Origin of the sequence: Paenibacillus radicis (ex Xue et al. 2023), from assembly GCF_024722015.1 — a bacterium.
Lineage (GTDB): Bacteria > Bacillota > Bacilli > Paenibacillales > NBRC-103111 > Paenibacillus_S.
On the sequence record NZ_JANQBD010000039.1, the window covers coordinates 1 to 26179 of the forward strand.

General features: G+C 46.5%; 19 protein-coding genes, 2 other RNA genes and 1 pseudogene. 1 reads left to right on the plus strand and 21 read right to left on the minus strand.

Features of this window, described 5'->3' with window-relative positions; translation table 11 throughout:
* The 5 genes from NV381_RS33985 to NV381_RS34005 form a co-directional block, all read right to left on the minus strand.
* On the minus strand, positions 1 to 490 hold a 490-nt coding region (locus NV381_RS33985), incomplete at its 3' end, for a TFIIB-type zinc ribbon-containing protein (protein WP_308862399.1).
* Between the two features lie 36 nt (positions 491 to 526).
* Entirely contained in the window at positions 527 to 1225 is a 699-nt protein-coding gene (locus tag NV381_RS33990) for a PspA/IM30 family protein (protein WP_258217745.1), read from the minus strand.
* Between the two features lie 329 nt (positions 1226 to 1554).
* Complete coding sequence (locus tag NV381_RS33995; protein ID WP_258217746.1) at positions 1555 to 2709, minus strand: YecA family protein; 1155 nt, start codon at positions 2707 to 2709, stop codon at positions 1555 to 1557.
* A gap of 33 nt (positions 2710 to 2742) precedes the next feature.
* Positions 2743 to 2940, minus strand: coding sequence for a hypothetical protein (locus NV381_RS34000; RefSeq protein WP_258217747.1), 198 nt, complete (start codon positions 2938 to 2940; stop codon positions 2743 to 2745).
* 425 nt (positions 2941 to 3365) lie between these two features.
* On the minus strand, positions 3366 to 7625 hold the full coding sequence (locus tag NV381_RS34005) for an S-layer homology domain-containing protein (RefSeq protein WP_258217748.1): 4260 nt from the start codon (positions 7623 to 7625) through the stop codon (positions 3366 to 3368).
* Between the two features lie 540 nt (positions 7626 to 8165).
* Between NV381_RS34005 and NV381_RS38335 the strand changes: the two genes are divergently transcribed.
* Positions 8166 to 8432 carry a hypothetical protein gene (locus tag NV381_RS38335; RefSeq protein WP_328517117.1) on the plus strand — a complete coding sequence of 89 codons (267 nt, stop codon included), beginning with the start codon at positions 8166 to 8168 and terminating at the stop codon, positions 8430 to 8432.
* 328 nt (positions 8433 to 8760) lie between these two features.
* Here NV381_RS38335 and NV381_RS34010 read toward each other — a convergent pair whose 3' ends face one another.
* The 16 genes and pseudogenes from NV381_RS34010 to gap form a co-directional block, all read right to left on the minus strand.
* Positions 8761 to 9267, minus strand: a complete 507-nt coding sequence (locus tag NV381_RS34010; protein ID WP_258217749.1) for a hypothetical protein — start codon at positions 9265 to 9267, stop codon at positions 8761 to 8763.
* 209 nt (positions 9268 to 9476) lie between these two features.
* Positions 9477 to 10016 carry a hypothetical protein gene (locus tag NV381_RS34015; RefSeq protein WP_258217750.1) on the minus strand — a complete coding sequence of 180 codons (540 nt, stop codon included), beginning with the start codon at positions 10014 to 10016 and terminating at the stop codon, positions 9477 to 9479.
* A gap of 14 nt (positions 10017 to 10030) precedes the next feature.
* On the minus strand, positions 10031 to 12172 hold the full coding sequence (locus NV381_RS34020; RefSeq protein ID WP_258217751.1) for an ABC transporter transmembrane domain-containing protein: 2142 nt from the start codon (positions 12170 to 12172) through the stop codon (positions 10031 to 10033).
* A 152-nt stretch (positions 12173 to 12324) separates the two neighbouring features.
* Positions 12325 to 13112, minus strand: a transfer-messenger RNA (tmRNA) gene (ssrA, locus tag NV381_RS34025).
* Positions 13107 to 13250, minus strand: a pseudogene (locus tag NV381_RS38565) (AbrB/MazE/SpoVT family DNA-binding domain-containing protein); the annotation flags it as partial. The pseudogene NV381_RS38565 and the gene ssrA (NV381_RS34025), both read right to left, overlap by 6 nt.
* 428 nt (positions 13251 to 13678) lie before the next feature.
* Positions 13679 to 14326 carry a 2OG-Fe(II) oxygenase gene (locus NV381_RS34030; protein ID WP_258217752.1) on the minus strand — a complete coding sequence of 216 codons (648 nt, stop codon included), beginning with the start codon at positions 14324 to 14326 and terminating at the stop codon, positions 13679 to 13681.
* A 323-nt stretch (positions 14327 to 14649) separates the two neighbouring features.
* Positions 14650 to 15015: a transfer-messenger RNA gene (gene ssrA, locus NV381_RS34035) on the minus strand.
* A 206-nt stretch (positions 15016 to 15221) separates the two neighbouring features.
* Positions 15222 to 15701 carry an SsrA-binding protein SmpB gene (gene smpB, locus NV381_RS34040; protein ID WP_308862404.1) on the minus strand — a complete coding sequence of 160 codons (480 nt, stop codon included), beginning with the start codon at positions 15699 to 15701 and terminating at the stop codon, positions 15222 to 15224.
* Between the two features lie 98 nt (positions 15702 to 15799).
* Positions 15800 to 18334: a ribonuclease R gene (rnr, locus tag NV381_RS34045; RefSeq protein ID WP_258217753.1), complete on the minus strand. Its 2535-nt coding sequence runs from the start codon at positions 18332 to 18334 to the stop codon at positions 15800 to 15802.
* 200 nt (positions 18335 to 18534) lie between these two features.
* Complete coding sequence (gene secG, locus NV381_RS34050) at positions 18535 to 18774, minus strand: preprotein translocase subunit SecG (protein ID WP_171656468.1); 240 nt, start codon at positions 18772 to 18774, stop codon at positions 18535 to 18537.
* A gap of 119 nt (positions 18775 to 18893) precedes the next feature.
* Positions 18894 to 19601 (minus strand): M50 family metallopeptidase, encoded by a 708-nt coding sequence (locus tag NV381_RS34055; RefSeq protein ID WP_258217754.1) that lies wholly within the window; start codon positions 19599 to 19601, stop codon positions 18894 to 18896.
* A gap of 395 nt (positions 19602 to 19996) precedes the next feature.
* On the minus strand, positions 19997 to 21289 hold the full coding sequence (gene eno / locus NV381_RS34060) for a phosphopyruvate hydratase (protein ID WP_258217755.1): 1293 nt from the start codon (positions 21287 to 21289) through the stop codon (positions 19997 to 19999).
* 81 nt (positions 21290 to 21370) lie between these two features.
* A complete protein-coding gene (gene gpmI / locus NV381_RS34065; RefSeq protein WP_258217756.1) occupies positions 21371 to 22903 on the minus strand; it encodes a 2,3-bisphosphoglycerate-independent phosphoglycerate mutase in 1533 nt (510 codons plus the stop codon).
* Position 22904: 1 nt separating this feature from the next.
* A complete protein-coding gene (gene tpiA, locus NV381_RS34070; RefSeq protein WP_258217757.1) occupies positions 22905 to 23657 on the minus strand; it encodes a triose-phosphate isomerase in 753 nt (250 codons plus the stop codon).
* Between the two features lie 39 nt (positions 23658 to 23696).
* Positions 23697 to 24878 carry a phosphoglycerate kinase gene (locus NV381_RS34075; protein WP_258217758.1) on the minus strand — a complete coding sequence of 394 codons (1182 nt, stop codon included), beginning with the start codon at positions 24876 to 24878 and terminating at the stop codon, positions 23697 to 23699.
* Between the two features lie 255 nt (positions 24879 to 25133).
* Positions 25134 to 26138 carry a type I glyceraldehyde-3-phosphate dehydrogenase gene (gap, locus tag NV381_RS34080; RefSeq protein ID WP_258217759.1) on the minus strand — a complete coding sequence of 335 codons (1005 nt, stop codon included), beginning with the start codon at positions 26136 to 26138 and terminating at the stop codon, positions 25134 to 25136.
* Between the last annotated feature and the right edge of the window lie 41 nt (positions 26139 to 26179).

Sequence of the window (26179 nt, forward strand, 5' to 3'; positions counted from 1 at the left end):
CTGTATAAATTCTCACTCTCGTGGCATGGCCGTTTACCTCCACATTATTATGCAATTCATATAGCCAGAAGGGGATATACATTCCTGTCATACCTTTAATACGATCTGCGCTCATAAACCCGCCTGGTGTAAGAAGACCGTTTTTGCACCATTTTCGAAAAGCCTTTATCGCCTTATCCTTGCTGATTGAGAAAGGAATGACCAAGCCCGGAGCCAGCTTCCCGCTCAAACGATCGCCCAGAACAACAGCCGAGTCACAAAAGCTGCAAACGGTTGCCGCCGTTTCCGCTTCAGTGATAATGACAGCTCCGCAGCTTGTACAGTGGTATTCCTGAACCTCCTCTGGAGAAACTGCTTGCTGGCCAAGAGGATCAGGGAACTGCTCGATATTATCCTTTCTTCCACAGCTATGACATGATAACATCGCCGTCTCCGGGTCAAAGATCATACCGCTGCCACAGTTCGGACATTTATATTCAATAACGTTCATCTGTTCACCTCTATGACATAAGGAATAGCAAAACCTTTATTCCTTTTTTATTTTTGCTTGGAGTGAGGCCAACTCATCCTCAGGCTTGGGAAGACTCGCCGTATTTGCATGAGCATCCGAATTCTTCTCCAATTGTGCAAGCAGCGTATCCAGATCATCTTCCTTCGTTCCAGCCCTCAGTTCAGCCAATGCCTCAGCTTCATTCAACGCTTGATCGGCCCGTTCCTCCATCGCTCTAAAGGAAGCCTGAACATCTCCAGTGGAGGAGTGACCTGAATTCATCCCCTGCTGCAGCTTTGCAGCGGCTAGCTTCCCTTTAAGCTCTATCCTCCGAGTCTCCAGCTGTCCCAGATCCGATATAAGCTTATCTTGCATTTGTTTCATGTTTGCAGCATTTGTGGAAGCAAGATCATAAGCCGCCTGCAATTCGGTTAACCTCTCGCCTAACTTCGCTTTCCTCTCCAGGAATTTCAAGGCGTCATCCTCATTGCCCGCTTCTACAGATTTCTCCGCATATCGCTGCAGCTTCTTGATCTCGGCATTACACTCATCGAGTTGCGTCTGCGCTCTTCGCTCATCAGAGAGCACGGAAGCCGTTTCGGATTTTACCTTACCCAGGTCGCTGTTCAAGGTCCGCATATATTCATCGATCGTCTTCTCCGGATCATCATTCCGCTCCAGCAAAGAGTTGACATTGACCTTCATAATATCCTTTAATCGTGACAAGATTCCCATGATACGCCACTCCCTTTCACGTTAATCATTTATTCTAATAATACAATAGTTTCAGGAAGAAGGTTGCAATGAATTAGGATAAAAGGTGGATATCGATGCCATGCTCCCTCCACTTCGCTCTGGTCCGCGCAAGACTGAACCCCTTAGCGGAATTCTCCTTCCCCTAAGGTCTCTATATTGCAAAAAAAGCTTCGACCGATTGGTCGATGCCTTTTTGCATTTTATGGAGACAAGGGAGTCGCCCCCCTATCCGAAGATAACGCCACATAGGCTTCTACGGGTGTAGTCACAGTTTTGATGTCACCCGAGTAGTTTCCGCCCATCACACCTCACTGGCCGCAGCATTTCTTATACTTCTTACCGCTCCCGCATGGGCAGGGCTCATTCCTCCCCACCTTAATAGACACTGCTTGCTGGTCAAGATATATAATATTGTTATTCTTTGTTGTCTGATTGGAGCTCGAACCTAGTTCGGCAGGTGTATGTCCACGATTGGACCAAATCCTAGTATGATTATAGACATCTATAATCAGCGGTATAATCGCCTGCAGTTGCTCCATTGTATTGAAACGAATATTCCTTCTCTCAAACTCATCCACGATTGCGTCTATCGGCTCTTCCATAGAGCACATAAGCTGAATATCTTCCACAAGGGATTCTGCAAGCCATTTATCCTTGCATAGGTGCTGTGAAATATATTTATGCAAGCTGGCCAACTGAGGAGTCTTTTCGAAATAATCCGACTCTGCGTACTTTAGAAACTCACGCTTGTCTGGAATATAGTAAGGTTTATACTTAACATCCTCAAGAAGTGCATCTTTATCCTCTCGATCATCATAATCAAAATAATCACTGATGACATCGCCGCGTTCCAAGTACCATGTTCGACCCCTGCTTGAAATCTTTACGTAAACACTATAAAACTCGTTCACAGTCAGTTCATACTTATTTTGTGAATTGAAAATTTCGATGATCTTGTCCTGGGGACAGATCCCATATAAATTAGCCGATGCATTGATATACTGTGAAACTAACTGTAAACGGTCACGGTCTTCAAGGAAAGCTTTCTGAGGTAGGCTATGATACGCTTCCTTGATCTCCTCAGGAATTAAGAAGTACATCTTCTCCTCATTATAAAAGGAATAAAGCAAGCCTTTCCCCATCAAAAACAAATATATCTCTGGATACAGTGTGTCATCCTGGACATAAGGAGCCTCTAGAAGCCTATTTATTAATTCCCAATCCTTAGTTTCTGCAATTAATAAGGCAGCTCTCACTACATTGACATTCATAAGATGCTGATAAAGCGCATCTGCAAGGTCCTGCTTCTTCATCTTGGATCGACCTGGAAGCTCGTAACTGGAAGCAAGTAAACTTAATCGCTCCTTTGTAAGGATTTGAAGATTATCCTTCAGCTTTGTTCTGACTTCGCCTTTTATCGCATATTGGATGTTCAACTCTCCTAGCCTTTTTGAAAAATCCATCCTCATTTCCCTTCTTCTATTCATTTGATATGGCTATATTACTGATCCAGTATCTAAGAGTACATTTTTAATATGAAGTTTTCGTCCATCAAAAGCATCCACCGAGTCCTCGTATCGATCAATGACAGTAACCGAATCAATGCAGCGAAGTCCGTCCTCGGAATAAGCTTCTGCAGCTTCAAATACAACCCAATCATCGGGAAATTTTTGTCGCACTTCTTCCCATTGCATCTCGCCACCTCCAGTTAAATCTGTCCACTCTATTATATCATAAATAAAATCCGATCAAACAACGTCCGACAGGCCTATTCCACTAACACCGACTCGAACCTCTTCCCCTAAAAGTGCCTTAAACCCTTGATGGGAAAGGGGTTCAGGATTCTGAGAAGAGCATCGAAATCCCGATTAACCTAACAACGAAGCAGATTGCAGCGGTAAACTTCGATGCCATGCTCGTCCACACGAACGCACAAATACGGGCATTCCCTGACCGCTCCCTGAGCACGGAAATGAACCCATGGGGTTCACCTCTGTTTATGATCAAATACAAAGGGATGGTTTTATCACCCGAAAATTAGTTAATCGACATGCATGGCACAACCAAAATAAGCAGCTGACTCCTCAAAGTCAGCTGCTTATTTGTATTTATTGATATTTTATTTTACAACTTTTTCAATGAACCTTTGGATGATAGTCGATGATTGTGCTCTAGTTGCAGTATCTGTCGGAGCAAGAATATTATTTTCATAGCCGCTGATTAACCCTGAGCCTATTGCCCATTCCATAGGTCCTTTAGCCCAGCTTGATAATTTATTTCCGTCAGTAAAGGCATCCACGTTCTTGGTACTAGAAATGTCATATCCTTTATGCTTTGCATAATTGTACAGTATAGTGCATAGTTGTTCTCTTGATATGTCATCATTCGGTCCGAAGAGCCCATTTCCATAGCCACTTACAACGGTGTTTGATGAAGCCCAAGCAACGGCACCACTATACCATGTGTCTGTCTTAACATCCGTAAAGCTGCTTTCCAATGCTGACGGATTGCCTTCTAGTCTATAAAGAATAGTCACTAACATGGCTCTAGTGATATTTTGAGTTGGGCTGAAGCTGTTTTCGGATGTTCCTACCATAAGCCCTTTTTCACTCATAAATTTTATACCTTTATAGGACCAATCATCTTCCCTTACATCGGTGAATTTTTTAGAATCTGAAGTCCCCGGAACTTGAACTTCTTTGTCTCCATCTTTGGCTTGTTCTTTCTTATTAAATGCAGGCTCAACTTTAGCCCCGCCTTCAGGCATGATAAAGCTATAGGTACCATCTGCATTTTTAGTGATGTTTACTTCCTTACCATTTTGATCGAATACCTTAATAGCATCCAACTTATAACCTTCATTTGGCGTGACGGTAATAGTTACCTTGCTTCCGGCAGTTGCTTTGGCTATGTCATAAGAAACCGAACCGTTTGCCGCCTTGGTACCTTCCGACACGGAATAACTTGTAGAGGCACTGCTACCGCCTCCGCCTCCGCCACTGCTACTTCTACTGCTACCGCTTATGGAAATGCTCAAATTAATGGAGGTGCTTCCCACATCGTTTGTAGCTTTTACTGTGAAGCTTGCTGTACCTGCTGCAATCGGCGTTCCGCTTATATTGCCTGTCGATGCTTCCAGTGAAAGTCCTACCGGCAAGCTACCGCTTGCAATGCTCCAGGTTATTGGGGTATCGCCTGTTGCAACTAACTTTTGACTGTAGGCTGCGCCAATTGCGCCACTTGGTAAGTTGCTTGTGGTAATAGTTGGGGCTACCGGAGTTAATAATGTGCGCGTTACACTTGGCCCATGACCAGTCCATTTTCCAAAAGTCACCTGGTTCCGAGGAAGATCGGTATTTTTTGTACCAGTAAATCCTGTGGAGCCGCTAAGTCCGCCTGAGCCTGACGCGTATTTTAGAATCTCGCTTCCCGCTTCCACCGAGATTGTATAAGGAATATTGGGAAGAAGTCCGGCAGTGGAAAGCACATAAGTATTTTGACCCGGTTTAACGGTTGGTTTCGCGGTTACTTGAACTGCTCCACCGTCCACCGGCACGCCGTTAATCAAAATGCGGTAGCCGGCAAATCGTGCGGTATCGCCATTGGAATAATCCGTCACGTCTTTTTCGTTCCATGTGATGGTCATATCATCCCCAATCCGCCTGCCGCCGCTGACGGTAAGCTTGCTGTCGGGAGCCCACGTCGGAATCTGCATTAAGGTGCCCGGAACGGTAGTGATCGTAACCGGACCCCACTGAGGCCCTTTCTGTCCAATCCAGTTGACGGCTTTCATCGTGACATCATAGGTCACGCCATCATCCAGCCCCCACAGTGAGTAACCTTGTCGGCTGGAGTTTTCAAAATAGGCTTTGTACGTTTTGGTAGCATATTTTGAATCTTTCGGAGTTGCCGTTAACTCGTAATAATGCACGCCGTAGACAGCGTCGGTAACGGCATTCCAAGAGAAATCCTGCCAGGAAATGCCCGTAATGTTTGCAGCTTTAACTTTGAAATTCGGCGATGCAGTCGAGATCGTAGAAGCACCAAGCGTTGCAGCACCCGTCGTTACCATCGACTCCAGCAGTTTACCATAGGAGGCATTTGCACCTGTCGTCTCCGGTCGGACCGCAACTTTGTAAGAGGTGCTCGGGCGCAGCGCGATTACCGTGGATTGCGGACCTGACCCCGTACTCGTTACAATCTTTTTTTGCTGATATCCATAGCCATCCAGCATATCAACCAACACGACGTACTGCGTCGCATTATTGATGGCGGGCCAATTTAAAGTGACATTATAAGTATTGGCCGTCACGGTGAGTGCGCCACTCCCATTCAGCGCATCCGGCTTGCGATCGGCGGTCCCAGCGCTATTCTCGATCGTGACGTTTTTGCTGTTGGTGGTTGTAATGGCTTTTTGAAGACCTGTAATGTTGCGGAAGGTAACATCCGACAAGCCATTTATCGCAATCGTACCACCATTTGCTCCTGAGTAAGAAAGGACCTTGATATCCTCGAACGTGAAATTGCGCAGCACTGGGCTTACGGCATAGGCGGAGCTGCCGTATGTGGTTGTGTTGTTAATCAGCGGTATATTAGTGTTTGACACCGTCATATTGCGTACCAGCACGTTTTCGAACGTCAGCGGCAGATCGCTTTCCGGACCGAAGGCCGTGCTGGCGTTGCCGTCGCTGTAGGATGTGTCAATCACAATCGTGCTGTTTCCACCGCTCGAATAGTTGACCGCATTGTCGCGCACGACAATATTACGGATACCGCCGCCGGTGGTAGCGCCAGACTTCATACGCAAGACGCCGTTACTTCCTGTTTCGCTCGTATTATAGACATTCTCTTCCGCAACCAGATCACCGATCCAGCCGCCGGTATGGCTGCCCATCGCCAACAGGCCTCCATGGCCGTTTCGAATAAAGTTATTGAAAACGCGGCCCTCTCCGCTTGCCACTTTGTCGGTCAAATTGCGTACGCTCGTGCCCTGACCGGCTGCAAAGTTGATGACGTCGTCGCCGGTATCCCAAAAGCTGTTCATGACCTTAAGATCAAGGCAGTCACCAAACTCGATACCGTCGCCGTTGTTGGCGTCGAACATCATCGCAACTATTCCGTTAGCAGTAATCTGCTCGGACTGATAGTTGACGATTCCGTGGAATGCTGGATTATAGAAGGTCAGTCCCTCGTAATACAGGCCATGCACGCCGCGCGCTACCGTCAGGTTAGGACGGGCATTATACCATTGCGAGAGTGCTGAATTCGGGGTTTGATCCTGACGCGACTGCCACATCGCATCAGCCGCGAGGATGCCTCTAACTGAGGCGGAATCAGATGCGCTATTATTATCAACAGTTGTGTTGCTGCCTCCCTGGTAGTTCGGCAAATTCCAGCGATTTCCGGTTGGATCTGTGAAACTGGGAGATGGATCCACTGTCGTTTTGTTCTGTACGACGCTTGCGGTAGTATTTTTCCATCCGTTTCCATCTACTGCGCCCTCGCCAACGATGCGGATGTTCTCTAAGGAGCCAATGTCCGAGGTTACGGCATTCAAGAGGCCATATGTCCGGATATCCTGTGAATAAGGATATACCAGAAGGCTGCGCGGATAGTGGTCAAATACAGGCGAGCCAAGCAATACAGCCCCTTTTGCAATTTCGAACGTCATATTGCTGTGCAGAAACAATGAGCCACTAGTATAATACCAAGGCTCCGCATTGTTTCCGTTCCCCTTCAATACAACCTTGCCGCCTGGAGGGGTGGCGTCGATCGCAGCCTGAATCGCGGCCGTGTTGTCTGCGATATTTTTTATAATCGTTGCATTATTGTTTGCGCCCCGAATTATATAGTCTCCAGACTTAGAAGTAATATAGGTTGCGCCACGACTGGCGGCGTCTATGACGATAGGTGTAGACGTGGTTGAAAAGATAAGCGGCGCACTAAAATCAGATGTTGTCTTGTCGGCGTAAACGGCCCGCACCTTAAATTCATAATTCGTCTTGGGTGCTAGACCGGTCGCCGTATAGGAAAGGATACTGATCCGATGATGCTGCGTACTCAATTTCCCGTAAAATGCGTCCATATACGTATTGACATAGGAATAATTGTCTTTAAAATTTTCGCTTGCAAAACCGAGACGTTTTCCATCCTGGTATACCTCATAGTCCACGATTTTTACTGCACTTTTATAATAGTCGTCCGGCTTTTCCCAGGTAAGTACAATTTTTGATTCATCAAAGGCTAATGGAGGTACGGATAATTTTTGCGGCGCTCCGGAATAGCTGCCCGCTGCATGAACATGCATTGCTGGAAATAAACCAACTAGCAGAGCCAGTGAGAGGATGAAGCTGCAAATAATATTAGCTTTCTTCTTCATTTTCATTTTCTCCTCTTGTTAAAATTGTTAGCTTTATACATTTGCCTTTGAATCTCTCTCCTGTACTGCGAGAAAGATTAGATCATTTCCCCATATTCCCCTTTCTTAATTCCCCTCTCCTATTTACTTGGATTGCGAGTCATTACAGTCACTATTAAAGCGCTTACATTGAATTTCTGTCAATAGATCGATTTTAACTAATCGCGAAAATAGCGCAGTTGACGGTAAATGTTCGTACCAATTAGGTGTAAAACACTCGATAGGGGAATGAATTCGTTTTACATTATAGAAGCAAGCAATAGAATCGAAAATCCGTTCTTTAGCTACTTTTCGAATTTAAACTTTCTAAATGCACTAGTTCTTTTTTCAATATGCGACGAGATAGTTTTCTCTATGTATCTCGCAGGCTATGGTTACAATCAGATCATTCTGGAACAAGCTGATAAAGGCTACAAGTCGCGCTACGATCACCCGATCAGCAAGGGCACCTCATATACGATTCTCTAGAATGAGAAGTACACCGGAACATACATTTTCAACCTGACAGATGGAAAAGACGCGGAAGGGAGCGGAACAGTAATCGAAAGAAAAAACGATGAGGATGTAATTTGCGTGGAGTGCGGGATGCCCGAGATCATCACTAAGGCGGATTTCCAGCAGGTACAAGTAAAGAGATGGATGGCAACAAGCAGGCTCCAGGCTCGTACAAGCAAAGGAAATGTACCTGCTCAGCGGGCTTTGCGTCTGTGGCGCATGCATGAAAAATGTTGGCACTGCCTATTCCATGATGGGCAAATCCAAAAATAGCGGAAGGAACAAGCACAATATATTCGATGGACTGAAGCGTGGAGTGGTAAATTCACAATTCGCCAGCGCATGTTGCTTAAGTTATTTAGGGAATCTTCATAGCCAAACCTCCCCACAGTGATGACAAGCCAAATGAACTATTCACCACTTCTGAAAAGTATGCGTCGTACTAATGCCAGTGACAGACCGACTCCCTGTGAGGCAACTTAATGCATGGATAAGCTAAACTCATTTATTACTAAAAATTCGTCTTTCAATTTGATGTCTGCAGGAATTCAGAACAAATGAGTAGTCTAGAAATTGGCGATGAATATGCACACTTTGAATCTCATCGAAAACGATCGCAAAACTGTTCGTAATCATGAACCGATGTCGAATAGATGGTAATTTTGCCGTAACCTGATTCGTAAGAATGTAGTTTGACCGCGAACTTTTGATACAGGCGATTTGTGTATGCATTTTCCGCCGATGTTGGAATTCTTACTTCTTTTACATCGGGATTCGCATCACGGATTTGCTCAGCTAACACCTGCAATCCACGTATAAACATCCGCGTATTCCGATACTCTACCTTAAAGCAGCTGTTACCGAGCACCGCAATGTCCTTTTGCTGAAATTCGTCTTCCGCCAATCCGAGCACAAAGCTTCCTATACCAACCACCTCGTCCCGTTCATTCACGATGATGGCGCCTCTGCCTTGTTTCATATAATTAATGACATCTCTAAGCACAAGGCTCACCGGGTAACGTGGGATGATAGAAGCCCGGTGTTCGATATAAAAATCTGTAAATCGGCTCCATTGCCGCGTATTAGAGCATAGTTCGATGCGGAACAAGGTATTCACCTCAATTTGTAAATTAATTAACATTATCAAATAATAGGGTTGATTTCTTACTATTCCATGAAGTATCTTATCATTAAATGTATACAGGAGGTGAACTACATGGGAGATTCAGGAGTCCAAAACGGTGAGATCAAAAACCCTCGTGGACCAGCTAACCCAAGACAGTAAGTAAACAAGGCCGGCAGCCGATGCCGGTTTTTTCAGCGGAGATGACCCGAGTTTTCCTGCTTCTTCCGTGAGGTGTACCGGATGACATACTGACTCAGCCTCTCGGGTGTCGTGACGTATAAGCTTAGCATGCCGCACGGATACATCTCCGTACTGCAGAGTGTTGCAAATTTGCCCAACAGCCTACGATGGCCGTCAGTCGGCGTGCAATAAATCTCAATCTTGCCGATCAAATCAAACAGTTCGAGTTCACGCTCAACCAAGGCCGCTATAGCTTCTAATAATGCCTTCCCGCCACGAAAACCAGCCTCGAGGTAAATAAGCTGCACTTCGATTCGGGTTCGATCTTCGCTACCGTCTTCCCCGTAGCCGTACGTGTATGCGAGAACCCCCCGTACCTGACCGGAGCGATCCAAGCCAACCATAAACCCTTTGTCATAAATGGAAGTATAGATCGCTTGGAGGACGGTACACCACTTGTAAGGAAGGCCGAGATCTTCAGCGTATCGGCACAAGAATCGGACTCCGTCCTCTGCCGCTTTTTCCGATTCGGCGACAATCCATTGCAGCATTAATACTCTCTCCTTTACATTCTCGTTTTTAATGTGGCTTCGAGCGCTTCCCGAATGGATGAATAATTCATCATAAGCGGGTGGAAGTGGTCGTACGATAGCGATAGCAGCAAGCATGGCGTTAATGTAACGACGCTGGCCGTTCTCGGAATATGCTGCATAAGCGCAATTTCGCCAAAATGATCGCCATCTTCCAGTACTGATACCCTGCTGCGTTCTCCCGAATCTGAGGATTTGACAATCTCAACCTTCCCTCTTGCAATCAAATAAAATGTGTCCCCTTGATCCCCTTGCTCGAAAACGGTCGTTCCCGCTTCGAATTTTTCGGCAATAAAAAGCCGGGATATTTGATCCAGCGCTCCTTGTTCAATCCCTTGGAAAAAGGGGAGCCCACTCAAACGTTCCGCTTGCACTCGCGCACTGCCTCCTCCCCTGGACAACACAAATCCCTGCTGCTTCTCCCACATTCGGCGATATAATCCATTCTGTTCCAGCAATTGCTCGTGCGGTCCTGATTCGGTTACCTTCCCTTTATCGAGGACGATGATACGATCGGACATCGCCGCATAAGCCAAGCGATGCGTCACAGAAATAATCGTTTTGCTGCGACTGAGTGACAGAATCGTTTCGTTGACGGATTGCTCGGTATCTGGATCAAGCGCCGAAGTCGCCTCGTCCAGGAACAAAATATTGGGTTTCCGCAGAAGCGCGCGGGCAAGCGCTATCCTTTGCCGTTGGCCGCCGGACAAATTATCGCCATGATTACGGACAATAGTATGATAGCCATCCTGAAAAGTAGCGATAGTTTCGTGAATCCCAGCCGCCCGAGCGGCTTCCTCAATCTCTTCATCCGTCGCATCCGGCTTGCCTATCGAAATATTGTCACGGATCGAACCGTGGAATAAAATCGAATCCTGAAACACTATGCCCACCTGCCCTAGTAGTGAAGCATACCGGGCTTCTCGAATATCTTGACCGTCATACCTAACCGCTCCGCTTTCCGGATCGGCGAATCGCAGCATCAGCTGCAGCAACGTGCTTTTTCCCGAGCCACTTGTACCAACGATAGATGTATAGCCGCTTAAGGGGATGCTCAGATTAAAATGCTGGAGTACCGGCTCGCCAGGCATATAGGCAAAGGTGACATCGCGCAGTTCGATATGGGAACGGGCCATGGGCAGTTCCTTGTCTCCCTGCTCTGTCACTTCGGGCTTCCAATCCATCACCTGATGCAAGCGCTGAAGACTTGTTTTCGCCGCCAAGAAATAGGGTAGAATAGCAGCAATACCATACATGGACTGGCCTACGGTAGCAAAAACAGAGTTATAGGCGATAAATTCTCCAACCGTCAGCCTTCCGTCGAATGTCAAATAGCTGCCGTACGCAAGAATGATTGCCGTCAAAATCGAAATACCAAGCAATGGCAGACGGTTCAAATTGGCATCGATAAAATTTCTTTTGACGCCGACAGATGCCATCGTCCGAAGAATACCTTCTACTTTCGCAAGCATGCTTTGGCGCAAATCGAACACCCGGATAACCCGATACGCCTTCATATTCTCGTCAACTGATCCATTGAACTGCCCAAGATGCGCATAGTAAGTATCAGCCAAAGCAAGCGAACGGAACTTCAACATCCGGTAAGGTACGAATAGTAGGATTGAACCGCCGAGCGCTAACAGAGTAAGCTTCCACTCCATTGTGAACAGGATGCCTAGACCAACAGCGACACTAGAGACGGATAGCAACCCCGCGCCGAACGCCTGAAGCAAGGCCGCCTGGATCTCCGGGATATCATCAGAATATCTGGCCAGAAGGTCTCCGACTTGGAAGCGCTCATAAAATCGGTGAGACTGGGCCTGCATGTGCCGAAACAGTGCAATCCGATAGTCGAACAACAACTTGGCACCTAGTCGAGCTTTGGCGTAATCACTGGAAACTCCGGTAATTACATTCAGCAGTCCTATGGCAACCAATAACCCGACAACTATCGCCAGAGCCTCAATATCACGGGGAAGCAGTGCTTTATCAATTAAATATTTATAGCTGAGAGAGGAAAGGTAGCGGAATAAAAGGTCGATTAACACTCCAAATACGATAACGGATATAAAAAAAGGGGACGAACGAACGGAAGCAACTATAGTTTTCCATAACATTTCAGTTATTCTCCTTTAAAGCCAACCTAGCAGATGAAATTAAGACTATGAATAATCATACCATATTTGGAAGAATATCTGGGGCTGATTAGGAGGTGTTCTCATAAAAGTGAATAAAAAACCACCATCCCATCGGATGGTGGTTCTTGTCTTTATGGAGACGAGGGGAGTCGAACCCCTGTCCGAAGATAACGCCACATAAGATTCTTCGGGTGTAGTCACGGATTTGATGTCACCCGAGTATCGCCCCGCGACAGGCTATACGTTGGGTCAGCCTGATTGTCTTCCTACGTCCGACCCCAGGCGGAGACCAAACGTCGTATCCCACTATAGTTGAGCCCCTATCCCAGTCACATGGGCGATGCTGGGTAGATTTTGAATCATCTTTCTTCAGAATGTTCATTCAAAATATCAGCGATAGTCTCCAACGAATGCAAACCTTTTGCAATATCTACTATAAACTCCACTGCGTATTCCCGTTCCATTCGTAGATGATATCCGTTCAGTATCATGAAAGATTTCGTAACCAGATAGGCTGTCCGCTTATTACCATTATGAAAGCAATGATTTTTCACCAGAGATTCCAACAAGGCTGCAGCCTTATCAAATAAAGTTGGATAAGCATCTTCTCCAAAAACACTTTGCTGGGGCCTATGTACCGCAGATTCCAGCAGACCATGATCTTTCACGCCTGCTTGCTCTGCGTCATTCATTTTTTTCATCATAAAATAGTGTGCTGAAATAACCTCTTCTTTGGTAAGAAAGTTTATCATTTCTTTCATCTATCCCTTAAGTCCTCAAGAATACCTTTATCTTCTTCAAATATATCAAAGAAGGCTTCAAGAACTTCAGACCGAACATTATCAGGCAATTGGCCTTGCCGCGCTTTTTTCAACACCACTTCACCACGATCATTTTCAATAAATTCGATTTCATCCCCTTGCGCAACATTCAACTTTGCAGCTAAGCTTTTAGGCAAGCTAACTCCCAAGCTATTGCCCATTCGTCCTATTTTGCGGGAATAACGAGTCACATTCTCTTTATCATTCATCACTTTGACCACACCATTCATGTTCATTCTCCCTTTCTATAGTATGACAGCACTCAATAAATTATACCTTATAACAGTAATAACTTTTATAACATATGTACATTTTATCAAATTTCCCTGCAAATATAAAGTAAAACACCATCCTCATGCTGGTACTCCATAATGGCGGAGGCGAAGAGAGAATCTAACCCATGCCGAGGGTAACGCCAATTAAGCATCTACGGGTATAGCTACACGGGTTTTGATACACATTTAGAAAAAGAAAAAGACACCAACCACTAAGGTCAGTGCCTCTTTACTTTATGGAGACGAGGGGAGTCGACCCCTGTCCGAAGATAACCGCACACAAGATTCTACGGGTGTAGCTACAGTTTTGATGTGACTTGAGAGTGACTAGAATTAGTAGCAACCTGACATTCCATTGCTTCCAAATCACTCAGTGCATGATCATACATTTAGGAGAAGCGAACGGCTTGTCTTCGCATCCACATCGTTGCAACCCACTTTTCCCCTTTAATCACTGGCGTACCTGCATGCAAGGTGAAGTCGTTTAATTCATGATTATTATAAAAATATTCGAAGTAGACCGCCATGCCTTTGTTAGGAACAATAGAAAAATTAAGCATGGGGAACGCCGTTTCTCCCCCTTCCTCCACATCATTCAAATACATCACGAGCGTACTAATTCGGTTGTTGGCACTTGCTCGACTCGTTTCTGTGAAGAAATCATAATGAGGACGATACTCTTGGCCAGGAGTATACAGCAAAACTTGCAAGCCATCACTATGCTCGACAGGAATATTCATAATTTGAGAGAGTCGCTTCTCGATTCTTGTAATCGTCTCATTTTCCTCACAGAATACCCCACTACTCGTTCTAATTTGATTGACCGCATGATCTTCGCCTATTTTTGAACGTTGCAATTGTTGCCTAGAATGTCTAATTAGCTCATCGCATTCCTCATTGCTAAGCACATCTCCTAGTACGACAATCAGAGGTGCCTCATACTTGGCAAGAATTCGAATCTCTCGATCTTCTGTCGTGATCGTATTTCCAGCATGATCAAATATCGTCCGTTCTTTCTCTGTCGTATTCCCTATCATCCTAATACTGCCCCTATACTATGACATCCACCATAAAAATACGATACCATAAAATGGAATACTTTACTCTACAAATTTCAGAAAAATCAAAATAATTAAACTACCTGGTATTAGTGGAGGCGAGGGGAGTATCGATAAACAGATTTAAGTTGCTCCCGATGCTCACTCGACAATGACTACCTTAGCGGTGAATATTGATCCTACACTCCCTTCGCTTACGCTGCGGTCCGTGCGGACTGAACCCCTGATAGGGGCAACTTCCTGTCTTTCCTTTCCATACAACGCAAAAAAGACGCCCGCGAGGACGTCCTTTCTGATAAGCTTTATGGAGACGAGGGGAGTCGAACCCCTGTCCGAAGATAACGCCACACAAGATTCTTCGGGTGTAGTCACGGATTTGATGTCACCCGAGTATCGCCCCGCGACAGGCTATACGTTGGGTCAGCCTGATTGTCTTCCTACGTCCGACCTCAGGCGGAGACCAAACGTCGTATCCCACTATAGTTGAGCCCCTATCCCAGTCACATGGGCGATGCTGAGTAGAAGCACGCTAACAGGTTATTAAGCTGCTAAAGCGTAGTTTGTTTGTTGTTTGCCATTTAATAGGCTTTAGCGTTGATGAAGTGGACGCGTCCCCACTACCCGCTACTCATGCTCGAACTATCCCCGTCGAATCCAAGAACGTCCCCGCATAGTAGAGCCCCCGGTTAAGGAGACTCTTAATTAAAGCAACTTGCTCAAAAGGTTATGATAAAAATTTACCTGATTCTCTAGATGCCATCTTGATACTACTATGAAAGTTTATCTTGATGCCTAATTAGTATAACACACTTCCACATAAAAAGACGAATGAGTTAGTGGAATCCAAGGCAATCTCATGACAAGTTGGGTATATTTACCTTGCCACCTTCTGCTTCTCACGCAGTGCACGCTGGATATCACGCTGAGCATCACGCTTAGCTGCGGTATCACGCTTGTCATATTGCTTCTTACCTCTACCGAGTCCAATCAAAAGCTTGGCAAATCCATTACGAACATAGATCTTGAGCGGAACCAAGGTATAACCCTCCTGCTTGGCCAAGCCGAGCAGCTTGCGGATCTCCACTTTCTTCAGAAGCAGCTTCCGAGCGCGTGTTGGGTCCGTTGGGTTAAAGCGATTGCCCTGTTCGAACGGGCTGATATGAATGTTATGGATGAAGGCTTCTCCATTACGAATCGTAGCGAAGGCATCACCTATATTGGCCCGGCCTAACCGTAGTGACTTAATTTCGGTTCCAGTCAGTACCATGCCGCACTCATAAGTATCTTCAATAAAATAATCATGGGAAGCCTTCTTATTCTGTGCGAGAACTTTGCTATCGGATTTCTTGCTCACCATAGAGCCATTCACTCCTTACCCCACAACGACTGTATCTCAAAAAAGGGATTGGAGTTTATTTTACCAACTCCAACCCTCGGAAGCAAGCGAAACGACTACTTTTTCGCTTGCTTTTTCTTGCGCCGCCGCGGCCCCGTGCGCCCGGCTTCGCCTGTGCCCTTGCCGGGCGCTGCGTCCAGCGCTCGCGCCTTGGCAGCGTCTACGCCGATGCCCCTCGGGGCACCGGCTCCAACAGCCGCCCCGGCGCTGGCGCCCTTGCGCTTGCGGCTCTTGCCGCCGCCGGCTGCGGCTTTGCCGCTGCTGCCTGCGCTTGCCGCGGCGCCTGAGCCGCCTTTGCCGCGCCGTCCGCTGCGGGCGCCCTCAGCTGCGGTGCGCTCGCGGTCGCCGCCACGCGAACCGCGGCCCCCAGCCGCCGCTGAAGCGCCACGGCCTGCGCGGCCGCGCTGCTTGTCGCCGCGCACTGCTTTCAACGCGCCTACGAGGCTTACCTTCTGGCGCGGCTTCATATCCACCATCTCGAAATCGATGGTGTGGTCTTCCATGCTCACTCGGGCCACCCGCACCTTCAATTCATCGCCGAGGCGATAAATTTTCGAGGTACGCTCCCCAATCAACGCATGCTGCGCCTCATGGTAATGATAATAATCATCGTGCATATCGCTCAGACGGATCAGGCCTTCGACCGTGTTATCCAGCTCTACGAAAATACCGAAGCTCGTCACGCTGCTGATCATGCCTTCGAATTCCTCGCCGACTTTATCCATCATGAATTCAGCTTTTTTCAAAGCCTCAGTCTCCCGCTCGGCATCCACAGCTACACGTTCACGCTCCGAGGACTGCTTCGCGATGTCATCCATACGAGCCGTTAAGTATTCATGTCGTTTTTCATCCATCCCGCCCTTTTCCAACACTTCGCGCATGACACGATGTATGATCAAGTCAGGATAACGTCGGATAGGTGACGTAAAGTGAGAGTAAAACTCAGCTGCCAGACCAAAGTGGCCTGTACTCTGAGCATCATATTTCGCTTGCTTCATGGAACGTAGCATCACTTTGCTGATTACCGTTTCTTCCTTAGTTCCCTTTATTTCCTCCAGCAGTGTTTGCAGTGCACGGGGATGAACCGTGTTCCCTTTACCCCTCACGGCATAACCGAAGTTCGTAATAAATTCCATGAAATGCATTAGCTTCTCAGAATCGGGATCTTCATGAATACGATACAAGAAAGGTACTTTCATCCAATGAAAATGCTCCGCAACCGTCTCATTAGCCGCAAGCATGAATTCTTCAATGATTTGCTCGGCAATGGTTCGCTCTCTTTTTACAATGTCCGTAGGCTTGCCGCTCTCATTAACTAATATTTTAGACTCCTCGAAGTCAAAATCTATAGCGCCCCGCTTCATCCTACGCTCGCGCAATTTCATCGCCAGCTCTTCCATCAGCCGGAAATCATCCATTAAATAGTCGTACTTTTCGACAAGCTCCGGCTCTGCGTCCCCAGACAGCAGCTTCCGAACATTCGTATAGGTCATCCGCTCGCTTGTCTTAATTACGCTAGTGAACACATCATGGCGCACCACGTTCGCATTAGCGTCAAACTCCATCTCACAAGACATGGTCAAACGATCTACCTGCGGATTCAACGAACATATCCCATTCGATAACCGGTGAGGCAGCATAGGGATTACACGATCCACTAAATATACGCTGCAGCCGCGATTATAAGCCTCCCTATCCAGCGGAGCTCCTTCATGAACATAATAGCTCACATCGGCAATATGAACGCCCAGCAAGTAGTTGCCATTTTCCAGACGCTCTACGTTAACTGCATCATCCAAATCCTTGGCGTCTTCACCATCAATTGTTACAATCCGTTTATTTCGCAAATCACGGCGTCCTACCAGGTCTGTCTCTGCGATTACTTCCGGTACCTCAGTGGCTTCTGCCAAAACCTCATCAGGGAAAGTCTCCGGCAGCTGATGCTTGCGGATAACAGAGATAATATCGACTCCGGGGTCATTTTTATGCCCCAAAATCTCAATAACTTCACCTTCCGCTGCGGCACGACCCTCCGGATAAGTTACAATGCGCACAACCACTTTATGCCCGTCCATAGCTCCATTAAAAGCTTCCTTAGGGATAAAAATATCACGAACGACCCGCTTATCATCTGCAATTACAAAAGCATACCCTTCATTCATCTGAAACAATCCAACAATCTGTGTATTGGCACGGTTGACTACCCGGACCACTTCACCCTCCAGCTTGCCGCCGGCAGCGCTTTTGGTCGTTATCCGAACGAGAATGATATCGCCATTCATGGCCCCACCCATGTCGTTGGCGTGTATGTACACATCCGGATGATCGCGTTCCTCTGGAATCAAAAACCCAAACCCTTTGGCATGAGCCTGCAGCTTGCCTCGCAGCAAATTCATCCGTTCTGGCACACCGTAACGCTCCGTTCGAGTCCGTATTATGTGCCCTTCGTTCTCCAGCTCATTCAACAGCTTAATAAAATCCTTAAAATCCTGCGCGCTGTTTATCTGAAAATATTTCTCTAATTCTTGATATGTCATCGGTTTATAAGCCGTTTCTCTCATAAAATCCAATACATCATTGCGTTGAACCAAAGTCCTCACCTTCCTCTACCTTACTTCTCTATAGTTTTACCCATTTCTCTATTAAGAAAACACGCCAATCTCATTCTCCCTCGTCCTCTTGATCACCTTAACAGTTTACGCAAATTCGCAGCACATGGAATGGGCGTTTGAGGCTTTACTTGAATAAAAAAACAGCAGGAGTAACATGCCCCTGCTGTAGTGCTTTTAAATTACGCTGTTTTTACAAAGTAAGCAACAATTAGCGTCAGAACGAAGAAAACAACCGCTAACCCCATCGTCAGACGATTTAAAAATAATTCCAAGCCACGCGCCTTTTGCTTTCCGAATAGATGCTCCGCACCTCCGGAGATGGCACCGGATAACCCCGCGCTTTTCCCTGGCTGAAGCAATACGGCTGCAATCAAACCAAGCGACGCAATAACCAGTATAATTTTCAAAACTAATTCCATGTTTCCACCTCCAGCGAAAATCTATCGTCACAAACAACGGCCATTGGCCACTTATATATAATAGAAAATGGACAGTATTAGCATTATATCATAAAGTTGTCCTACTGGCAAACAAGCCCTTACTCATAGTTGGAATAAGGCTGCTTGGCAGGTCTTGGTCTCGTTTTTCTTCGTCCCAAGAAGGCTTGAATGGCACTTTTCGCACACCATAACGAGAATAAAGTAAACAAGACAGACCAGCCTATAGCTGGAATCATCGTGATCCGGCTTAAGTTTGTCGCATCCCCAGCAGACGCAGAATTTTCCACTGAATAAAGAATCAATGAAATCGGTCCAAGCACCGATTCCTCTAGAGTAAGAAAGGCCAGCAGCAAATAGTAAAAATCACTCAGCCATCGCGGCATTAAAGCCAGCATGACAATGTTCAAAGCAATAAAGCCGATCAACCACATCACGCCAAATTCATTGCGGACGAACAACACTAACGAAACAATAGCCAGTAAAGTAATAACCTGCAAGCCTAAGCGATGTTTGTCTATCTCCCTCATCTTGAACAAAAATACGGCAAACAAGGAAGCCGTCATATATCCAGCCAGTGAGATTGGAATCTGTGTCCAATTGTCCATGACTCTGGAATACGTGACGCCGCTATGATTGGCAAAAAGCTCGATATACATCACTTGACCCGAGAAAGCCAAAGTTGCCACGGCATGCCCGAATTCATGAATCATTGTATCCAAATTACGGAAAAATGAAGAAAAAGGGATCAAGCGAGTGAGAAAGGCTGATCCTACTAGAAAAAATACAGTCTTCAACCAGTTGCTCACGTTGATCCCTCCGGGGAAAGTTGGTACTTACTGCAAACTCACTCTAATCTTGTTGTTCGTCTACGGGTTATCACATCTACCTACGGCGGCTGTTGAAATCGTGTTCTCATTGAATATACCTTGCGGTAATAACACGATTTCAAAGGCCGCACGTAAACTCTCCGGTAAATGTGTAACCCTCCAACTACCACAGCTTATCGTAAGCTTACGAAAAAGTACCAACCTATTATTTTACTAAAGTGCCTGGGCGGCAATGATTTGCCGCCGATAGCTATAGAGCCATTGTTGGCTTAAATAGCCAACCATATACACAATATACACAATGCTTAAGGCGCGGCATTAGCCGCTACCTTAAGCATTGATTAGGTAGAGCACGAAGGGTGCTCTATTTTTTATTATTTAAAGTTTTTCAAGTTGAAGAATGCTTTTTTACCAGCGTATTGTGCTGTGTCACGCAATTGATCTTCGATACGAAGCAATTGGTTGTATTTAGCAACGCGGTCCGTACGGGAAGGAGCGCCTGTTTTGATTTGTCCAGCGTTAGTAGCAACAGCGATGTCAGCAATTGTGCTGTCTTCGCTCTCACCGGAACGGTGGGAAATAACAGCCGTGTAACCAGCGCGGTTAGCCATTTGGATAGCGTCGAAAGTTTCAGTCAACGTACCGATTTGGTTAACTTTAACCAAGATGGAGTTACCGATATTCTCTTCAATACCTCTGGATAAACGAACTGTGTTAGTTACGAATAGATCGTCACCAACCAATTGTACTTTTCCGCCAAGCTTTTCAGTCAACAGCTTCCAGCCATCCCAATCATCTTCGGAGCAGCCGTCTTCGATTGTGATGATAGGGTACTTGTCTACCCAATCAGCCAAGAAGTCTACGAACTCAGCGGAAGTGTAGGATTTACCTTCGCCTTCCAGGTGGTACTTACCGTCTTTGTAGAACTCAGTGGAAGCAACGTCCATACCCAGGAATACGTCAACGCCTGGCTTGTAGCCTGCGCGCTCGATAGCTGTCAGGATAGTAGTGATAGCTTCTTCGTTCGAAGAAAAGTTAGGAGCAAAGCCACCTTCGTCGCCAACTGCTGTGTTCAAGCCTTTTTCTTGCAAAACGGATTTCAAGCTGTGGAAAATTTCTGCGCCAGTACGAAGCGCTTCTTTGAACGAAGGCGCGCCAACTGGAAGCACCATGAACTCTTGTACGTCAACATTGTTGTCCGCATGAGCGCCGCCGTTGATGATGTTCATCATTGGAACCGGAAGCTGCTTCGCGTTAAATCCGCCCAAGTAAACATATAACGGGATATCCAAAGCCTCGGAAGAAGCACGAGCAACTGCCATAGAAACAGCTAGAATTGCGTTTGCACCCAGCTTAGCTTTGTTCGGCGTACCGTCAAGCTCGATCATTTTTTGGTCGATACCTACTTGATCCAAAGCGTCAAAGCCGATCAATTCAGGAGCAATAATGTCGTTAACGTTCTCAACAGCCTTCAGAACGCCTTTACCCAAATAGCGGGATTTGTCACCATCACGAAGCTCAACAGCCTCATAAGCGCCTGTGGATGCGCCTGAAGGAACGATAGCACGGCCTCTTGCGCCGGACTCCAGAAATACTTCTACTTCTACTGTTGGATTACCGCGGGAATCCAATACTTCACGAGCGTACACATTAGCAATAGTTGTCATGATTTCGAAACACTCCTTAGACTTTTATAATTTTGTCAGGGCCGTATGACCGGCCCCGGTGACTCTTTCTTGAACATGAGGCTAGATTAATTTGGAACCCGTCATTTCTTCCGGCTGTGCTACTTCCAGCAGCGTCAGAATGGTAGGAGCAATATCTGCCAAAATTCCATCGTTTCTTAGTGTAACATGTTTGGACGTTACAATAAAAGGGACCGGATTTGTTGTATGTGCCGTATTCCGGCTGCCGTCCGCATTTGTTACCAAATCGGCGTTACCGTGGTCAGCAGTGATTAGTGCCACTCCGCCTTTAGCAAGCACAGCCTCAACAACTTTACCCAAGCAAGCATCCGTCGCTTCAACTGCTTTGATCGTAGGCTCCAGTAAGCCGGAATGGCCTACCATATCCGGATTGGCAAAGTTCAGAATGATAACATCCTGACGCTCAGCTTCAATCTCCGCAACCGCTGCTTCTGCAAGCTCATATGCGCTCATTTCCGGCTGCAGGTCATAGGTTGCTACCTTAGGTGATGGAATCAGAATGCGAGTCTCACCTGGAAGCTCCTTATCACGGCCGCCACTGAAGAAGAACGTTACATGCGGGTATTTCTCCGTTTCAGCTGTACGAAGCTGCTTAAGATTGTTTTGGGCAAGAACCTCTCCCAATGTGTTATCCAGGTTCTTAGGCTTGTAAGCTACAAACCCGTCCACGGATTCACTGAACAAGGTTAAGCAGACGAAGTACAAATCAGCAGGACATTTCTCACCGCGATCGAACCCGCGGAAATCGCTGTTCGTGAACACTTGAGAAAGCTGAATGGCACGGTCCGGACGGAAGTTAAGGAAAATGACAGAGTCGCCTGACTCTACCAAGGCTGCAGGACTACCGTCCGCTTTCACGATAACCGTCGGCATTACGAATTCGTCAAACACCGATTTTTCATAGGAATCCACAATGGCTTCCATCGGATCAGTGAACTGCGGGCCCTCTCCATATACCATCGCACGGTAAGACTTTTCCGTACGCTCCCAGCGCTTGTCCCGGTCCATCGCATAGTAGCGGCCTTGTACAGTCGCCATTTTGCCTACGCCAATTTCATCGATCTTAGCGAGCAACTGGCCCATATAGCCTTTGGCGCTGTCAGGAGCTACATCACGTCCATCCAGGAATGCATGGATGTAAACCTCCTCGAACTGCTCCTTCTTGCACACTTCAAGCAGAGCAAACAAATGTGCAATATGGCTATGTACGCCACCGTCAGACAGCAATCCATACAGATGAAGCTTTTTACCATTATCTTTGGCATTACGTATAGCGCCAAGAATAGTTTCGTTCTCAAAAAACTCGCCATCACGAATCGACTTGGAAATACGAGTTAAATCCTGATACACGACACGACCCGCACCGATGTTCAAATGACCTACCTCAGAGTTGCCCATTTGCCCTTCCGGCAATCCAACCGCTTCTCCGCACGCAACCAGAGTTGTATGTGGGTATTCATTCCAGTACCGGTCGTAGTTAGGCTTATTCGCCTGAGCGACAGCGTTACCCGTGATCTCACCACGAAGGCCGAAGCCATCCAATATAATCAGTGCTACCGGTTTCGGTCTGGACATCTTACTTGGCCCCCTCAACAAGCGCTATGTAGGAAGCTGGTTCCAAGCTGGCACCGCCCACGAGAGCTCCGTCGATATCGGATTCTTGCATATATTCGCTGATGTTGTTCGGCTTTACGCTGCCGCCGTATTGGATACGAACCGCATCCGCCACGGATTGGCTGTATAGCCCAGCAATCAGCTCACGAATATAGCTGATAACCTCATTAGCGTCAGCTGCTGTAGAAGATTTACCTGTTCCGATGGCCCAGATAGGCTCATAGGCTACAACCACTTCAGCTGCTTGCTCTGCACTTAGGCCGGCAAATGCGCCTTCAGTTTGCACTTTGCAAACTTCCTTCGTTTGACCCGCTTCACGCTCTTCCAGCTTCTCGCCTACGCACACGATTGGCGTCAAGCTGTGCTTGAAGGCTGCATGCACCTTTTTATTAACGATCTCATCGGTTTCCAGGAAATATGCGCGACGCTCGGAATGGCCGATAATCACATAATCAACACCCAGATCTTTCAGCATGATACCGCTGATTTCGCCTGTAAACGCACCGTTATCTTCGAAGTGAAGGTTCTGTGCGCCAACTTTTAATGTAGTTCCTTTTACAGCCTCAACAAGTGCAGGAAGATTCGTGAATGGAGCGCAAATAACGCTCTCCACACCGTCAACCTCTGCTTTACCTTTAACTTCGTTTACAAAAGCAGTCGCTTCGCTTACAGTTTTGAACATTTTCCAGTTACCGGCAATGATTGGTTTACGCATGTTGGTCACTCCTTTGTATTTGACTGTTTGGTTCAACTCTTACTTATCGTTCAATGCCACAACGCCTGGAAGCTCTTTACCTTCCATAAACTCCAAGGAAGCGCCGCCACCAGTGGAGATATGATCCATTTTATCGCCTAGCTGGAACTTCTCAACGGCTGCCGCTGAATCTCCACCGCCGATTACTGTGTAGCCTGTAGTAGTTGCGCAAGCATTGGCTACAGCTTCCGTACCATTTTTGTATGGCTCAAGCTCGAACACACCCATCGGTCCGTTCCAAACAACCAGCTTGGAGTTTTTGATCGTTTCAGCATAAATTTCACGAGTTTTCGGTCCGATATCAAAGCCTTCCCAATCCGACGGAATCGAATCTACAGGCACAACTTTCGTATTAGCCGAAGCACTGAAAGCATCGCCTACAACGATATCAACGGGAAGCAGGAAGTTTACGCCTTTTTCCTTGGCTTTGAGTTCGAACTCTTTAACAAGCTCCAAACGGTCGTTGTCCACGAGGGATTTACCGATTTCATAGCCTTTGGATTTGAAGAATGTATAGGACAAGCCGCCACCGATAATAATGTTGTCTGCAATGTCGATAAGCTTTTCGATTACGGCAATTTTATCTTTAACCTTCGCTCCGCCCACGATAGCTGTGAAAGGACGCTCTGGATTATTCAACGCTTTACCCAACACTTCCAGCTCTTTCTCCATCAGCAAGCCGGATACTGCAGGAAGATAGTGTGCGATTCCTTCTGTGGAAGCGTGAGCCCGGTGAGCTGCTCCGAAAGCATCATTCACATACAAATCAGCCAACTCGGCAAAAGCTTTCGCCAATTCCGGATCGTTTTTCTCTTCGCCTGCATAGAAACGCACGTTCTCAAGAAGCAGTACATCGCCCTCATTTAGAGCAGCAACTTGTGCTTTAACCGTATCGCCGATTGCTTCGTCTGCTTTTACTACCGGCTTACCCAACAGCTCAGCCAAACGCTTAGCCGCTGCAGTCAAGCGAAGCTCTTCAACAACCTCACCCTTAGGACGGCCCAGGTGGCTCGCCAGAATGACTTTAGCGCCTCTTTCCGCCAAGTACTGGATAGTTGGTACTGTTTCACGAATACGCGTGTCGTCGGTAATTACGCCGTTCTCCAACGGTACGTTAAAATCCACCCGTACAAACACTCTTTTGCCGCTTACTTCTACGTCACGAACGCTTTTTTTGTTCATCCCGATCACGCCTCCCGTTTTTTTCTTTCTACACACAAAAATTGTGGGTATGCCGTTTTTTGTTCTCAATGTTCCGCTAAAAGACAAAATGGGAATGTACTGGAGAGCGTTAGCGAGGTTCCTTTGAGAATGGATTATAACAGCTACCAATTTTAATCAAAGAATCCATTCTCAACAGAACCCGGAAGTACATCCCATTTTGCACAAACTAGGCGAACATTTTTAACAAACCTACGTCATAACCACAATTGGATCTTACAAACCTTTTTTAGCAATAAAAGCAGCCAAGTCTACTACGCGGTTGGAATAGCCCCACTCGTTATCGTACCAGGAAACTACTTTAACCATGTTGTCGCCAACTACCATAGTGGACAAAGCATCAATTGTGGAAGAAGCCGGATCGCCATTATAGTCGCTGGATACAAGCGGCTCAACGGAGAAGTTCAGCACGCCTTTCAAAGGACCGTTAGCTGCTGCTTCCAAAGCTGCATTAACTTCGTCAACTGTTACGTTTACTTTCAATTCAGCAACCAGATCCGTAACGGAAACGTTAGGAGTTGGAACGCGGAAGGACATACCGTTCAACAAGCCTTTTAGTTCAGGCAATACCAAGGATACTGCTTTTGCTGCGCCAGTTGTTGAAGGAATGATGTTTTCAGCAGCTGCACGAGCACGACGCAAATCTTTATGTGGAAGATCCAATACGGATTGATCATTTGTGTACGAGTGAATAGTTGTCATCATACCTTTTACGATACCGAACTTGTCGTTCAATACTTTAGCGAAAGGAGCCAGACAGTTAGTTGTGCAAGAAGCGTTGGAGATAATTGTATGTGCTGCAGGATCGTATTTATCTTCATTTACGCCCAATACGATAGTGATATCTTCATCAGTAGCTGGAGCGGAGATGATTACTTTCTTAGCGCCGCCTTTCAAGTGAAGGGAAGCTTTGTCTTTCGCTGTGAAAATACCTGTGGATTCAACAACGATTTCAACACCGTTAGCTCCCCAAGGCAAGTTCTCAGGATTACGCTCAGCAAATACTTTAACGGTTTTGCCATTAACGATCAAAGCGCCTTCTGTTGCTTCTACAGTACCATTGAATCTGCCATGAGTAGTGTCGTATCTCAACAAATGAGCCAATGTGTTTACGTCAGTCAAATCGTTGATTGCTACGATTTCTACTTCTGGGTTATTAAAAGATGCGCGGAATACGTTACGACCGATACGTCCAAAACCATTAATACCTACTTTTACCATGTGAAAGGCCTCCTAAAGAATAATAGTTTAATTTATGTCAA